Source organism: Paenibacillus sp. IHB B 3415 (assembly GCF_000802655.2).
Taxonomy (GTDB): domain Bacteria; phylum Bacillota; class Bacilli; order Paenibacillales; family Paenibacillaceae; genus Paenibacillus_AQ; species Paenibacillus_AQ phytohabitans.
This window is the reverse complement of the sequence record NZ_JUEI01000096.1, coordinates 15,945-31,227: the sequence shown is the minus strand read 5'-3', so window position 1 is coordinate 31,227 and position 15,283 is coordinate 15,945. Positions and strand designations below refer to the sequence as shown.

The 15,283-nt window shown below is 52.9% G+C and carries 11 protein-coding genes and 1 pseudogene; 8 read left to right on the top strand and 4 right to left on the bottom strand.

What is annotated here, in order from left to right; translation table 11 throughout:
• Positions 1-45: 45 nt before the first annotated feature.
• Positions 46-654: a superoxide dismutase gene (locus QW71_RS30960; RefSeq protein ID WP_039308673.1), complete on the bottom strand. Its 609-nt coding sequence runs from the start codon at positions 652-654 to the stop codon at positions 46-48.
• Positions 655-1,134: 480 nt separating this feature from the next.
• On the opposite strand from QW71_RS30960, the gene QW71_RS30955 reads away from it, so the two are divergent.
• From QW71_RS30955 to folE, 5 genes and pseudogenes are all read left to right on the top strand, one after another.
• Positions 1,135-1,554, top strand: coding sequence for a GNAT family N-acetyltransferase (locus QW71_RS30955; protein WP_039308670.1), 420 nt, complete (start codon positions 1,135-1,137; stop codon positions 1,552-1,554).
• Between the two features lie 209 nt (positions 1,555-1,763).
• Complete coding sequence (lepB, locus tag QW71_RS30950) at positions 1,764-2,381, top strand: signal peptidase I (protein WP_039308668.1); 618 nt, start codon at positions 1,764-1,766, stop codon at positions 2,379-2,381.
• A 38-nt stretch (positions 2,382-2,419) separates the two neighbouring features.
• Positions 2,420-4,191: pseudogene (gene queG / locus QW71_RS30945) on the top strand (tRNA epoxyqueuosine(34) reductase QueG).
• A 105-nt stretch (positions 4,192-4,296) separates the two neighbouring features.
• Complete coding sequence (locus QW71_RS30935) at positions 4,297-4,548, top strand: YneF family protein (RefSeq protein WP_039308663.1); 252 nt, start codon at positions 4,297-4,299, stop codon at positions 4,546-4,548.
• A 54-nt stretch (positions 4,549-4,602) separates the two neighbouring features.
• Entirely contained in the window at positions 4,603-5,196 is a 594-nt protein-coding gene (gene folE, locus QW71_RS30930) for a GTP cyclohydrolase I FolE (RefSeq protein WP_039308661.1), read from the top strand.
• 63 nt (positions 5,197-5,259) lie between these two features.
• Here the strand turns inward: folE and QW71_RS30925 are convergent, their stop codons facing one another.
• Both QW71_RS30925 and QW71_RS30920 read right to left on the bottom strand, forming a co-directional pair.
• Positions 5,260-6,453, bottom strand: a complete 1,194-nt coding sequence (locus QW71_RS30925) for a Fe-Mn family superoxide dismutase (protein ID WP_039308659.1) — start codon at positions 6,451-6,453, stop codon at positions 5,260-5,262.
• A 203-nt stretch (positions 6,454-6,656) separates the two neighbouring features.
• Positions 6,657-7,652 carry an alpha/beta hydrolase gene (locus QW71_RS30920; protein ID WP_039308687.1) on the bottom strand — a complete coding sequence of 332 codons (996 nt, stop codon included), beginning with the start codon at positions 7,650-7,652 and terminating at the stop codon, positions 6,657-6,659.
• Between the two features lie 348 nt (positions 7,653-8,000).
• Between QW71_RS30920 and QW71_RS30915 the strand changes: the two genes are divergently transcribed.
• The 3 genes from QW71_RS30915 to QW71_RS30905 all read left to right on the top strand — a co-directional run bounded on the left by QW71_RS30915 (position 8,001) and on the right by QW71_RS30905 (position 12,370).
• Positions 8,001-8,750, top strand: a complete 750-nt coding sequence (locus tag QW71_RS30915) for an IclR family transcriptional regulator (RefSeq protein ID WP_039308656.1) — start codon at positions 8,001-8,003, stop codon at positions 8,748-8,750.
• A 168-nt stretch (positions 8,751-8,918) separates the two neighbouring features.
• A complete protein-coding gene (locus QW71_RS42070) occupies positions 8,919-11,135 on the top strand; it encodes a LuxR C-terminal-related transcriptional regulator (RefSeq protein ID WP_052770465.1) in 2,217 nt (738 codons plus the stop codon).
• Between the two features lie 200 nt (positions 11,136-11,335).
• Entirely contained in the window at positions 11,336-12,370 is a 1,035-nt protein-coding gene (locus tag QW71_RS30905) for an ABC transporter substrate-binding protein (protein ID WP_039308655.1), read from the top strand.
• A gap of 118 nt (positions 12,371-12,488) precedes the next feature.
• On the opposite strand, the gene acnA is transcribed toward QW71_RS30905, so the two are convergent.
• Positions 12,489-15,233 carry an aconitate hydratase AcnA gene (gene acnA, locus QW71_RS30900; protein WP_039308653.1) on the bottom strand — a complete coding sequence of 915 codons (2,745 nt, stop codon included), beginning with the start codon at positions 15,231-15,233 and terminating at the stop codon, positions 12,489-12,491.
• Positions 15,234-15,283: the final 50 nt, after the last annotated feature.

Here is a 15,283-nt window from a genome sequence, read left to right as displayed (position 1 = left end):
GGTTTTTCTTATACCGTGATGCTGCGGCTTACACGCCGCAGTTCTTTATTTTGCGCTTTCGTAACGTTTGCCGACTTCTTCCCAGTTCACTACGTTCCAGAACGCCTTGATGTAGTCAGGACGTTTGTTCTGGTAGTTCAGGTAGTAAGCATGCTCCCATACATCGAGGCCGAGGATTGGAGTTGCGCCTTCGCTGACCGGGTTGTCCTGGTTAGGAGTGCTGGTCACAGCAAGCTTGCCGTCTTTCACGACGAGCCAGGCCCAGCCGCTGCCGAAGCGTGTAGTAGCTGCAGTAGCGAAGTCTTCCTTGAATTTATCGAATCCGCCCAGTTCGCTGTCAATTGCAGCAGCCAGAGCGCCAGTGGGTGCGCCTCCGCCGTTCGGTCCGATAACTTCCCAGAACAAGGTGTGGTTGGCATGTCCGCCGCCGTTGTTGCGCACAGCAGTGCGGATAGCTTCAGGTACAGCGTTCAGGTCAGTCAGCAGCTCATCAATGCTCTTGTCTTGCAGTTCAGGTGCTTTTTCCAGTGCGGCGTTCAGGTTCGTCACATAAGTGTTATGGTGCCTGTCGTGATGAATCTCCATCGTCAAAGCGTCGATGTGTGGTTCAAGAGCGTTGTTTGGATAAGGAAGTGCCGGTAATTGAAATGCCATGGAAAAATCCCTCCTGAGTATATTAGAATTTGTATAGATAAAGAATTTTGGCGGTCTTGACGTCAAAACCCCTTATTTCCGATGTGGCTTATAGGTTATATATCCGTTGAGATACTTATTATTAAACCGTATCTGGAACAATAATGCAACATTAAACAAACATTAGTGTTTAGAAAGTATTTTTTCATCCATAGCTCACTACAAATGTTAAGGGTGTGTTAAAGTTATAAAACTCCTTAAGAGAGAGTGTTTACACTGCGATAATTTCCTTTATCAAGAAAAAATGAAACTATATTCAATGAAAACGCTTCATATCAAGCGCTTTCAAAAGAAAATTGATGATATCGCGAGAAAAGTGTGCTTTAATAGATTTAAAAGCAGGTATTCCTCGGTTTTTGATGCTTTTTTCCTCTTTACACTGTTATGGAAACTCCTTCTTTTTGTAAAATTCTAAGCCATAGAAAAGGGAGACTTTTAAGTATGCACGTTCGTTCCTTTCAATTAAGCGACGTTACTCCAGTGACTGAATTGCTGCAGACCGCATTATCGGAAGAATGTTTCGAGAGCACGATCGAGCCCTTCTCCAGGCAGCTTTCATGGGATTCAGATCTCATTGTAGTTGCAGAGGATGAAGGAGAAATCATCGGCGCACTGATTGGTACGATTGAGAAGAACCACGGCTGTTATTTCCGCATTGCCGTCCATCCTGAATACCGCCGCAGAGGAGTCGGCAAGAGTCTCGTATCGGCGATGGAACACAGATTCCAGGCACGCAAGGTCAGCGGTATATATGTAGCCGTTGATGAGCACAATTCCTTCGCACTGCCGCTGTATGAGGCCATGGGTTATGGTGAGGACCAGATCTTCAAATCTGTACGCAAGCTGAGCATTGTCGGGTAATTATTTTTTGAAACGGTGCTGTAAGCGGAAACAATTGGTAGAGTAGAGAACTAATGCAGCCTGTACTTTAGAATAAGGTCACACCTGCATAGTCTGTTTCATTATACTAAAGCATATCTTCCCAGTGTCCATTGCATTGCAAATGGGCGGAAGATATGCTTTTCTATTGTTATGGACTTATAAACCCAATCGAAGCAAGTAGGTGGCCTATGAACCGGGAGCTTGAAGAAGAATTCATGCGGAGCCGCAAACAACGATACAGATCCGTTACCCATAACAAATCCAAGCGGGAATCGAGAAGAATTTGGCTTAAGGATATGCGGGAGTGGATCATCACTGCGGGGATTGTATTCGCGATCATGTCACTGCTTAATATTTTTGTGTTCAATGTGTCTACTGTGATTGGCCAATCCATGCAGCCGACCCTCTATGAAGGGGAGAAGCTGATTATTAATAAGATTGCACTGAGCTTCGGGAATCCGGGCCGGGGCGATATTGTTGTTCTGCATGACCCCAGCACAGGGCCGGACCGTAAGGAGTACCTGGTTAAGCGGATTATTGGTATCCCCGGTGATATCGTGGAAGTTCAGGACCAGCAGCTTTATGTTAATGGTAAAGTAGTGGATGAGCCTTATATCGATACGGCCATTCAAGATCCGGATTTCAGTCAGCTGACTGTGGAGGACGGCACCTACTTCGTAATGGGGGATAACCGCCATGCCGGGGCCAGCAAGGACAGCCGTTATTTCGGTGCCGTTGCACAGGAGAGTATCGTGGGGAAGGCATCACTGATCTGGTGGCCTGTAGCTAAGATAAGAGTCCTGTAAGGGATTTGTATAGACATAATAATAAAGGAGAGGCGGAAATGAATTCTAACTTCCAGTCACCTTATGCTCCGCCGCCTTCCAAGTGGGAGGATCTCAAGGCTGCAATCAAGGCTGCTGCGCCGGCGCTCGGTATTGACGATATCGGGTTCACCACCGCAGAGCCGTTTTTATATTTAAAAAATATTCTTCAGGAACATAGGGACAACGGGTACGACTCGGGCTTCGAGGAGCCGGATCTGGACAAGCGGACGGTTCCGGCGCTGCAGTCGGGAGAGCAGCCGCTCTCTATTATTGCAATTGCTGTAGCCTATCCCTCCAAAATGGAGGACCCGCGCAAGTCCGAGCCCGGAGCACGCAGAGGTATACTGGCCAGAGCATCGTGGGGGCAGGACTATCATCATGTACTCCGTGAAGCACTGGCGAAGCTGGAGGACTTCATCCGCGAACGTGTTCCGGATGCCGTACTGGAGAGTATGGTGGATACGGGCGCTCTTGTTGACCGGGCGGTTGCAGAGCGGGCGGGCATCGGGTTCAGCGGCAAAAACTGTGCGATTATCTCCCCAAAATGGGGATCGTGGATCTATCTCGGGGAAATGGTGACGAATATACCGCTGCCTCCGGATCAGCCGGTGCAGGAAGGCTGCGGGGATTGTACGAAATGCATCGACGCCTGCCCTACCGGCGCGCTGGTCGGCCCGGGACAACTCAATGCCCAGGCCTGCATTTCCTACCTGACACAGACCAAGGGGTTCCTCAGTGAGGACTACATGACCAAGATCGGGAACCGGCTGTACGGCTGCGATACCTGCCAGATTGTCTGTCCCCATAACCGCGGCAAGAACTGGGATCACCGCCCGCAGCTGCTTCCTGATCCGGAGATCGTGAAGCCGCTGCTGATGCCGATCCTGGATCTCAGCAACCGTGAGTTCAAGGAGAAATTCGGCAGCAGCTCGGCTGCATGGCGGGGCAAAAAGCCTATCCAGCGCAATGCGGTTATCGCGCTTGGCAATTTCAAGGAAGCTTCTGCCGTGCCGAAGCTGACCGAGATTCTGCTGCGGGAGCCGCGGCCGGAGATGCGCGGGACTGCTGCCTGGGCGCTGGGGCGCATTGGCGGCCGAGATGCTCTCACAGCCGTGGAACAGGCAATGTTGAAGGAAGAGGATGTGACTGTGCGCGGGATGCTAAGCCGGGCACAGGACAAGCTGCTGGAGCAGAGGGAGGCGGAGGAAGAATGAATCACCGGCTGAAGAGCAGCGGGAATGCGGAAGCTTCGCTCTATTATAAGGAGATCAATTCAATCATTGGCCCGTTGACGCTATGCGCGACAGCTTCCGGACTATGCATGATCAAGTTCGGCACCTATGATGCGAACTCTGACACTATTGCAGGCTGGGTGAAGACGCAGCTGGGTCCCGCAGCACAGATTTATGCGGATGCCGGGAGCTTGTCCGAGGCCGAGCGGCAGCTTGCAGCGTATTTCTCAGGGGAGCTGCAGAGCTTCAGTGTGCCGCTGGATATGCGCGGAACGGATTTTCAGCGCCAGGTATGGGAAGCTCTGCTCAGCGTGCCTTACGGGGAGTCCGCCTCTTATAAGGATATAGCGGTCATGATCGGCAATCCGCAGGCTGTACGTGCTGTGGGCGGGGCCAATAACCGCAACCCGGTTCCGGTCATTGTACCCTGCCACCGGATTATAGGTGCCGGAGGCTCACTTGTCGGTTATGCCGGAGGTCTGGGAATCAAGAGCCGCCTTCTGCAGTTGGAAGCGGAGCAGGCAGGGCCTGGCTTAAGCGGCACCTATCTCTTCTGAATCACGGGATTTGCCAATTGCTGTCCAGTTGTTGAAATGCTATGATAGATTCGCGTGCCTTATCAAGGGCATTGCCAGACAATAGAGTACAAAGGTGGATTACAGATGAATATTGCATTGCCTATTATTATGCTTGTTGTAGGTCTGATCGGCGGATTCTTTATCGGTGTGTATTATCTGCGCAGACAAATGACAACGATGCAGAATGATCCTGAAATGCTGCAGAAGGTTGCTAAGCAGATGGGATATAACCTGAACGGAAAGCAGATGCAGCGTGCCCAGCAGATGATGAAGAACGGCAATCAGCCGGGGCGTGCGCCTGCGGCAGCCAAAGGACAGGCCCGCAAGAAGAAATAATCAGGATAGGGAAATAGATAAGAATCAGCTGCGGGTGCGGAAGGGGGAGATTTCATGGGGAGCATCAAGGAGTACATGAACGGGAAGGTTTCTGTAAACCGTGAGCAAATCGAGTATCATGTTGAGAAAATATTAGAACTGATTGGTGAAGATACCAGCCGCGAAGGCCTGCTGGAAACACCGGCTAGAGTCACGCGGATGTATGAAGAGATATTTGGCGGTTATTCGATTGATCCGCGCGAGGCGCTGGGCGTAACTTTCGACGAGTCTCATGAAGAGCTTGTCATTGTGAAGGATATTGTCTACTACAGCCAGTGCGAGCATCACATGGCTCCTTTCTTCGGCAAAGTGCATATTGGCTATGTCCCCAGCGGGCGGATTGCCGGACTGAGCAAGCTGGCCCGGCTCGTGGAAGCGGTCAGCCGCCGTCTGCAGGTGCAGGAGCGCATTACCGCCCAGATCGCCGACATTATGACCGAGGTGCTGAATCCGCACGGTGTCATGGTGGTTGTCGAAGGAGAGCATCTGTGCATGTGTGCCCGGGGTGTGAAGAAGCCCGGCAGCAAGACAGTAACCATGGCAACCCGGGGCACTTTCCGTGAGGATGCTGCTGCCCGGGCTGAGTTTCTTGCTCTGATCAAAGAATAGTACGCGGGACTAATATTCCCTGACTTGTGCAAGGCAAAGCCCGGGCTTTTTTGGGGAAAGGCCTTAAAAAGGCTGCCAGACCAGCTTGCGGGCGGCGCTGTACCGCTCGGCTACGTAAGGCCAATTCACGACTTTCCACCAGTCCTGGATATAATCCGCGCGGTTGTTCTGATGCTTGAGATAATAGGCATGCTCCCATACATCCAGCGCCAGCAGCGGAACAACATCCCATTGGGACAGATTCTGATGCTTCTCAGCAGTCAGAATCTCCAGCCTGTGGCTGCGAGGGCTCCAGACCAGAATGGCCCATCCGCCGCCCTCTACTTTATTGGCCGCTTCAGTGAACTGGGCCTTGAAGGCATCGTAGCTTCCGAAGCTCCGTATAATGGCATCCAGCAGTGCTCCGGATGGCCGGCCTCCGCCCTGCGGGGACATGACGTTCCAGAAGATCGTGTGCAGATAATGGCCCGCCCCGTTAAAGGCAAGCTCCCGCTCCCAGTGTTTAACGAGATCATAATCGTTGCTCTTCCGGGCTTCGGCCAATTTAATCTCTGCTTTATTGAGTCCGTCTACATAGCTCTGGTGGTGTTTGTCGTGATGAATAATCATCGTCTTCTCGTCAATGTACGGCTCCAGCGCATTATAAGCATAAGGGAGCGGGGGCAGTGTATGACCGCCGATCGGGACCGGCCCCAATTCACGGGCTTCCCACAGAGGAGCCGTCCAAGCCGCCGTTTCCGGGGGAGGGTTTTCACTTAGAGAGACCGCAGGCACAGCAGCCGGTTCATCCTGCTCTAGAGGGTTCTGCCGCATCATTCCGGCGCCGGCACCATACTCCGGGGCGGTGAGAGCCGTAAGCACGGCAAGGAAATACTCCGATTCGCAGATGAAATGTTTCACTACGACCCCGGCCAGAGGGGAGGCGCTCATGGCCTGACTAGCCTCCACCATAGCCTTCAGCTGGCGGATGAATTCACTGGATTGGCTGCAGGCTGTATGAAGCAGCAGCTCTGTTTCGGCGGCAAGGCTTCCCGGACCGCCGAAGGCCGGAGCCTGTTGGCTTCCGAGCAGTTGACACGCCGCCTGCTCCGTAGCCAGGAAGACAACCGTCCATTCCTGGAGCAGCTTGACATAAGGCTCCTCGAGGTTTGGAGTAAGCTGGATAAGAACCTCGGCATGTTCCTTCTCCTGTTTTTTCCAGAAGGCAATTTCCCCTAGAATGTGCACTGGCAGCGGCGCACCGGATACATATTGCATAGCATGCAGTCCTCCCGTCCTGAATTTTCAACGCTTCATTATATGACCGGTAGAGTCTGCTTATGTAACGGTATTCGTTGTGGCCTAAGGCACTATGGTGACCAAACCCCAAAAAGCATGCGCAGAATGTATAAGGAAATACATCTGCGCATGCTTATTCAATCCAATATAAGGTATAGGGGCGCTGCTGTTTCTACTTGTGGTTACTTGCTGGCCTGACTTCCGTTGTCCCCGCTAATGCGGGCAAGCTGGACATTGCCGAGAAATGCTGAGACACGGCGCAGATACTCGCGCGGATGCTCGCGGAACAGCAGCTCATGATGACTGTCCTCCACAATCCATGAGTCGGAGTACGGGTTGGTCTGGTTCGCGGCCAGTTCCTCGGCAATCGGATACGGGGCCTTCTCGTCCATAGTGCCGTGCATGAAGAGTACCGGGAACGGATAGTCCTCGGATTTCACCTTGGAATAGGGAATCTGATTCAGCCCTGTACCGTTCAGTACCGGGAACAACAGCTCCATAATCTCCAGTGAAGGCTGGCGGGGAAGATCTATATTCTGCTTGATATTGTGATAGAGTGTATCCGGCTCCAGCAGGAAGGTGCTGTCCAGAATCATTGCATCCACGTCTTTGGTTACGAGACCCGCCTGCAGCGCGGTACCAGCACCCATGGAGAAGCCCCAGACTACGATTTCGTTTGCACCCTTGTCCTTGGCATATTCGATCGCCCCAAGGAGCTGCTGGGATTCTTTTTTGCCGCCGGTAGCGATATCCTTATTGACCTTAGAGGCGAAGCCGTAATCAAACATGACCACATTGAATTTCAGGCTGTGCGCATAATGGGCCAGGTCGTACATGGGAACCCAGCTTTCCTCGCGGTTAGCACCGTAGCCATGGCTGAAGACAATGGTCTTCGTGGCTCCCTCTGAAGGAATATACCAACCCTGCATAATACGGCTGCCGTCCTTTGCCGGAAAGGTGATCTCCTCATACGCCAGCCCTTTGGCAAGATAAGGGTTAGAGTAGAGGGGGGCTACAGTAGGATTCGAGAGCACCCAGGCTATATAGCCGTGCAGGGCGATGAAGCAGAATAAAAAGAAGAAGAACACAGATAACAGCAGAGATACGACAATATGCTTAACGCGTATCATCCGCAGTGAAATAATAGGTATGGAATTAGGCTTATCTTCGTTAGGCATACGGGAGACCGGCGAGCCGGGGTGACTTGTTGCCAGATCCATAAGGTCCCCTCCTAAAAGTTTTGTGGAACATCCGCTTCCTATGAGACTACTTTGCAGCAAAACTGCTTCGGAAGCATAAGCTTAAGTTTGATTAGCATAAATACTTCATATATTTAATCGTATGGTTATGCCCTTACAAAGTCAATGAATTCAGCAGTTTTGTAATGTAACTGTAAACTGAGGCCCAGTCTTTACCGTACAGTGAATATGCTGGACTTTTTTCGGACTTTTGCACTAAGATAGAATGGATCTGAAGAATAATGTAACCGGGTTTCAAGAGGTGAAACACGTGAGGGGGAGAACAGGGTGGAAGACCGGAAACTGACTGTACGCGCCGTGGACCGTGCGCTGGATATATTGCTCTGCTTCACTCAGGATAATGATTATGACCTCAGTCTGACGGAGATTTCCGCCAAGATTGGCCTGCATAAAAGTACGGTGCACCGGTTGCTTACTACGCTTGAAGAGAAGGGCTTCCTGCAGCGCGATGAGGGCACGGAGAAATACCGGCTGGGGATTCGCATCTGGGAGCTGTCTACGCATTTGCCGACGCTGAATGAACCGGCGGTACTGCTGCTGCCGGCGATGGAACGGCTGCGTGACCGTCTGGGAGAGACGGTCAGCCTCTATTTGCGCGACAATCTGGAGCGCGTGCGCATCCAGGCCGTGCAGAGCCGGCAGGCGATCCGCCGGGTGGCACAGATCGGTGCAAGGCTGCCCCTCTCTGTAGGCGCATCGAGCAAGGTGCTGGCCGCTTACGCGCCGCCGGAAGTGCAGGTCCGGCTGCTGGCCGACCCGGCATGGCCGGAAGCTGTAGACCGGAGCCAGTATCTGGAGCAGCTCAAGGAAATCACCCGCTGCGGGTATGCCACCAGCTTCGAGGAACGCGAACCGGGTGCGGCTGCAGTGGCGGTGCCTATCACCGGGCGTGCCGGGGGAGTGGTTGCAGCGCTCTCCCTTTCCGGTCCGGTCAGCCGGCTTTCGCGGGAGACGCTGGAGGATTATGCAGTGATTCTGGGTGAGGCTGCGGCTGAAATGGGTCTGATGATGGGCTGAAACGGCGGCGCCCGTTATATGCCGTGATTAAGGGGTAATTTTAGTAAATAGAGGCTAACCAGGCCTGCCAGTTCCATTGTGTATCTAGTTAAAATGAACTATTATTAAAAAATATTAGTTACATCTATTAAAAGATATGAAATGTAATCCAGAGCATGAGGTGATGGGATGAAAGCTGTAATACCCGATTCACTGATGGGAGAAATTCAAGAGCTCCAGGATACGTTCGGTTCTGTCACGAGTCAGGCTATTGTGCTTACGGATCAGGCAGGGAATGTAATAACCCGTCCAACGCTTTACGGAATATTCTATCAGAAAATGTTCAGTTCTTTGCAGGAGACGAAGCGCCCTTTCGAACCGGCTTTGCTCAGACTGGGCCCCTTATCGCATCCTGCTGTATTGGAAGAATGGGTTCCCGGACTAAAGTATGTAGTCAGTCCGCTGGTTCCCGAGTATGGCCAGACTTATTATTTGTGGTCGGGTCTATACATGGAAGAAGGGACACGTGAACTTGTACTGCAGGCGTTTGAGGCCAAAATGAGGATTCACCCCCACTATGATGAGTTACGGACTGAACTGCTTGCCATGCCTGAGCTTAGCCGGGAGCATATCGGTAAGATCAGGGGCAAACTGGCCGTTCTTGGAAACATAATGTCTAAATTACTGGCGGGCTGTGTGCTCAAACCCCTGGCGCAGAGAAGCGGCATGGTGGTTTCACAGCTGCTCTCCAATCTGGAAACAGACTTTCTGAAGATTGAGGATGTTTTGCAGCAAATGGCAGGAAGGCTCTCGGATGCCGATTTATATGCTTTTGCCAAAGAGGAAGAGGCAGGCAGGTATAAGGTGAAATATTCCGCCGGCAAAGAAGCGAATCTGTTGATGAATGCCGAGTTCCAGCAGGGGGACGGGTTTCTGGGACAAGCTGTTCTCGGCAGGGAGCCCCGGCACTGGCAGGGCGTTGCCAAAGATCCGAGATCGTTATTCTTCACCCAGCGCGGAATTACGCAGCCGGAGTATTTGTCATGTTATCCGGTTCAGATTCACAGCGGCAAAAAAGCGCTGCTGCTGGCTGTGGGCTTTGGTGAAATCCGCCAGTTACAGGACCACGCCCAGCAGGACCAGATGGTTGCTTCTCTGCTTGGGCTATCCTCACGCGGGGAGAAGCTGCGGCAGCGCGAAACCCTTCGTAATGATGCTACACTGAGGCTTAAAGAGGCCGCGTGCCTGCTGCCGCAGACCACATCATCGCAGGAGCTGGGCATTCAACTGCTCGATATCATTATGGGGATGCCGTTCTATCCTTCATCTGTACTCGTGTACTTTGAGGAGGCAGCGGGAGGCAGCCATCATGCCAAGGGCTGGAGCCCGGAGGCGGCTGCCAAGTATGTCCAGGAGATCGAGGACCGGTATTCGCCGCAAGCCTTTCTCTCCTCCGCTATTATCAACGAGGATGCCGAGGAGCAGGTGCTGCTGGAATGTCCGCTGATTGCCGAGAAGGTATTCAAAGGAATTCTGGCGGTAGGCTTCAGACGCCGCAGTGAAGCAGAGGAATGGCTGACATTCGCCAGCTGCCTGGCCAGTCTGGCCAGCACGTCAATCCGGCTCATTGAGAAGGATAACAGGCTTAATAAGCAGGCGGGGGTGTTCCTCCAGCATACCCGGGATTATCTGGGGAGCAACAATCCTGAGCTGCAGCGCTTGTCGCTGGAAGCCTCTTCATTGGCGCATGAGCTTGCCCGCTACACCGGTCTGCCGGAACGGGAAGCAGAACGGATGAGAAACGCCTGTCTGCTGGCTCCGTTCAAACTTGATTTTCTGCAGGGATACGGCTTCTATCAGGAAGAGATAGCTCTGCTGAAGCAGGTGGATCAATTGGCATCCTTCTATTTCGAGATGGATAAGCCGTCGGTTTCTTTGCCCGCACAGCTGCTGGCACTTGTGCTTCATCATACCGGCAAACATGCGGATAGAGATAAGCTTGCGGAACCGGAGCTGGAATGGCTGGACCCCTCCCGCTACAGTATGGATGATTATATTGCCGGGGGGATTGACAGTGAGCCGCAATCAGCCCTTCAATCGTTTCTGCGCAGCCGCTCGGATGCGCAGCCAATGAGGAGAACGGTTTCGGCGGTCAAGCTGCTGAACAGCGCTGCACTGAAGACACCTAAGGAAGAATGGGGAATCTCGCCGCGTGAAGAGGAAGTGCTTGAATTGATCATTCTGGGCAAGACGAATAAGGAAATTGCCAGTGCCTTATTTATCAGCGAGCATACCGTTAAGAATCATCTAAGCCGTATTTTCACCAAAATGAATGTAACGGACCGTTCACAGATCATTGCTCTGGTCTATAAAAGAATACTTGACTCTGAGCGCATCGAGATCTGATCATACGCCGGGTTTAACTGCTTTGCTCCATATGGATATTCATCCCCTTTCGGCTGAAAGGGGATTTTTTGCGTTTATATGCAGCAGGAAGGCAGGTGCACAATTTTAAATTTTAATAAAATGAAGTTGTCAGGGAGAAAACGCTGTGCTATATTGTAACTGATAATGATTATCAATATCACATACATAGGGGGATCATTTTGCGACATTCTAATAAAAGTCTGGTGCTTATCGTTTTCACCTTGGCTCTGGCTCTGCTGCTGGCAGCTTGCGGCCAGTCCGCTAATAACTCTGCAAACAATTCCGCTGCAGCGGCTGATGGCTCCGCAGCTTCTCCTGCGACGTCTTCTACGGCGGCTCCTGCCGCAACAGCTGGCAGTGCAGATTCAACCGCTGGTGTAGAAATGGTCACTTTCCAAGACAGTGTAGGAGAAGTTCAAGTACCCAAGAATCCGCAGCGAATCGTTGATACCACTGCGTTCTACACGGGTTATTTCCTGGCATTAGGCGTTAAGCCGGTAGGCGCCATGGAGGGGGCAATGGGCAATCCATATCTTGCCGGAATGCTCGATGGCGTGGAGTCGCTCAGCAATGATGTAACACCGGAGAACATCCTTGCCTTAGATCCTGATCTGATCATCGTATACACCGGCACGGAAGGCATCGACAAGCTGAAGGAGATCGCTCCTGTAGTGCAGATTCAATACGGCTCCAAGAACTATAAGGACCAGATGATGGACTTCGGTAAGCTAACGAACAAGAATGATGAAGCCAAAGCCTGGGTAGATAAGTGGGAAGCGAAGATTGCTGAACTGAAGCCGCAGGTACAAGCTGCCGTGGGTGACAGAACCGTATCCATCCTGAATCCATACGCCAAGGGATTGTTTGTATTCGGTCATAACTATGGACGCGGCGGCGAAATTCTGTATGGGGAATTCGGCTTGAAGGCTCCGGCAGAAGCCCAGAAAGAGGCGATTGACAGCGGGACGGGCTGGGCCTCCATCTCTCTGGAGAAGCTCCCGGACTTTGCCGGTGATATCATCTTCACTTGTCCTTGGTCAGGGGATACTGCAGATCCTAAGATTGTATATGACAATCCGCTTTGGTCAGGCCTGCCTGCGGTCAAAGCCGGCAATGTATTCCAGCTTAACCCGGATGCAGACACGTATAATGATCCGGTGTCCCTGGAGGCACAGCTGGATTTCATCACAACAAGCCTGCTGTCCGTGAAATAATCCATTATTGAAATAATGAAGCTATCTGCAAATCAGCATATAAAAAGCTGCGCCGGTGTCAGATCAATATCTGATACCAGCGCAGCTTTTGTGATTATTTAAGCCTGTGTATACAAGGTTATTCTACCGGCAGAGCCGTTTCCGAAGCTGTGGCATCAGCCAGCATCTGGCGGAGCACCGTCTGCAGGATACCGCCGTTGCGGTAGTAGTCGATGTCAACGGTGCTGTCGAGCCGGGCAATGACCGGGAAGTCGAACTGGGTTCCGTCTTCGCGTGTGGCGGTGACGGTCAGCTCCTGACCGGGAAGTACGTAGTTGTCGAGACCGGTAATGTCGAAGGTCTCACGTCCGGTCAGGCCCATGCTGCTCCAGCCATGGCCTTCCTGGAACTGCAGCGGCAGTACGCCCATGCCGACGAGATTGCTGCGGTGAATCCGCTCGAAGCTCTCGGCGATGACGGCTTTGACTCCCAGCAGCAGCGTGCCCTTGGCGGCCCAGTCACGCGAGCTGCCGGTGCCGTATTCCTTGCCGGCAATGACGATCAGGTTCTGGCCGGCCGACTGGTACAGCATGGATGCGTCATAGATCGACATCACTTCGTCGCTCGGCAGGAAGGTGGTTACCCCGCCTTCTGTTCCCGGAGCAACGGCGTTGCGGATCCGGATGTTGGCGAAGGTACCGCGCATCATCACTTCATGGTTCCCGCGGCGCGAGCCATAGGAGTTGAAGTCCGCACGTTCTACGCCATGGTTACGCAGATATTCTCCGGCCGGACCGGAGGTGGAGATATTCCCGGCTGGTGAGATATGGTCGGTGGTGACGGAATCGGCCAGCAGCGCCAGAACACGTGAGCTGCGGATATCCTTGATGTCGCCGATACCGTCTGCCAGATGCTCGAAGAATGGCGGATTCTGGATGTAAGTGGAATTATCATCCCATTCATACAATTCGCCTTCCGGTACCGGAATGGAATTCCAGCGCTCATTAGCCGTGAAGACATTCTCATATTTGCTGCGGAACATTTCCGGACTGAGCGAGAGTCCTATAGCTTCGCGGATCTCTGCAGTAGTAGGCCAGATATCGGCCAGGAAGACAGGCTCGCCCTGCGGATCGTAACCCAGCGGCTCCGTCTTCAGGTCAATATTAACGGTACCAGCGAGCGCATAGGCTACCACAAGCGGCGGTGAAGCCAGATAGTTGGCTTTGACCTGGGCATGTACGCGGCCCTCGAAATTACGGTTGCCGGATATAACAGCGGCAACGGTCATATCATGTTCTGTAATGGCCTGGCTGACTTCATCCGGCAGCGGGCCGGAGTTGCCGATACAGGTGGCGCAGCCGTATCCGGCCAGATAGAAGCCCAGCGCTTCCAGCGGCTTCAGCAGATCGGCCTTTTGCAGATATTCCGTAACGACCAGCGATCCGGGCGTCAGGCTGCTTTTGACATAACCGGGTTTGGTCAGTCCGCGTTCCACAGCCTTCTTGGCGAGCAGTCCTGCTCCCAGCATAACGCTTGGGTTGGAGGTATTCGTACAGCTGGTAATGGCGGCAATTACAACGGCTCCTGTGCTGAGCTTGCTGGTGCTGCCGTTCTTGTGCTGCACTTCCACGACTTCGGCAATCTTCTCATCACTGAGTCCATAGCCGCCCTTGTCGACAGGTGTGCGGATGATTCCTTCAAAGTTCTCCTTCATATGGGTCAGCTCGACCCGGTCCTGCGGGCGTTTCGGTCCAGCCAGGCTGGGAACTACAGAGGCAAGATCCAGCTCGATGATATCGCTGAACGCAGGGTCCGGCGTACTTGCGGTGCGGAACATCCCCTGCGCTTTGTAGTAATCGCCTACCAGCTCGACCAGCTCATCCGGGCGTCCGGTGCTGCGCAGATAGGCCAGCGTCTCGTCATCTACCGGGAAGAAGCCGATCGTTGCTCCATATTCAGGCGCCATGTTGGCCACGGTCGCGCGGTCCGCCAGACTGATATTAGCCAGGCCAGGACCGTAGAATTCGACAAATTTGCCGACTACGCCTTTCTTGCGCAGCATTTGGGTAACGGTCAGAGCCAGGTCGGTAGCAGTGGCGCCTTCCATCAGACTGCCGGTCAGCTTGAAGCCCACGACATCCGGTGTCACGAAATAAAGCGGCTGTCCGAGCATGCCTGCTTCCGCTTCAATCCCGCCTACACCCCAGCCGACCACGCCAAGGCCGTTAATCATTGTGGTGTGGGAGTCGGTTCCGACCAGGGAATCCGGGTATACGACCGTTTCGCCGTCAATAGTCTTGGTAGTGGCTACAGAAGCCAGATACTCCAGGTTAACCTGATGCACAATCCCGGTTGCCGGGGGAACCGCGCGGAAGTTGTTAAAGGCAGTCTGCGCCCAGCGCAGGAAGCGGTAACGTTCCTCGTTGCGCTCGAATTCAACGTTCATATTATATTCCAGTGCGTCGGCAGTTCCGAAGGCATCGACCATAACCGAGTGGTCAATAACCAGGTCAACCGGCACAAGCGGATTAATCTTCTTAGGGTCGCCGCCGGCTTTCTTGACGGTGTCGCGCATTGCGGCAAGATCAACGACTACGGGTACGCCGGTGAAGTCCTGCAGTACAATCCGGGCCGGGATGAAAGGGATTTCTTTATTACGGTCAATGCCGCCGGACCAGCCGGCCAGCTGCTTCACATGCTCTTCTGTAATTGCCCGTCCGTCATACTGGCGGACAGCAGCTTCAAGTAATACCTTAATGGAGAATGGCAGGGATGAAATGTCGCCCGCGCCTTGTTCTTCCAGCGAGTTCAAATGATAGTAGCGATAAGTTTTGCCGCCTGATTCCAGGTTCTTAGCCAGTGAGAAATGGTCCTTGCTTGGCATATATGCGCCTCCTCGTTTCATCTGGTGAAACTACATTTCATATTTCTTAT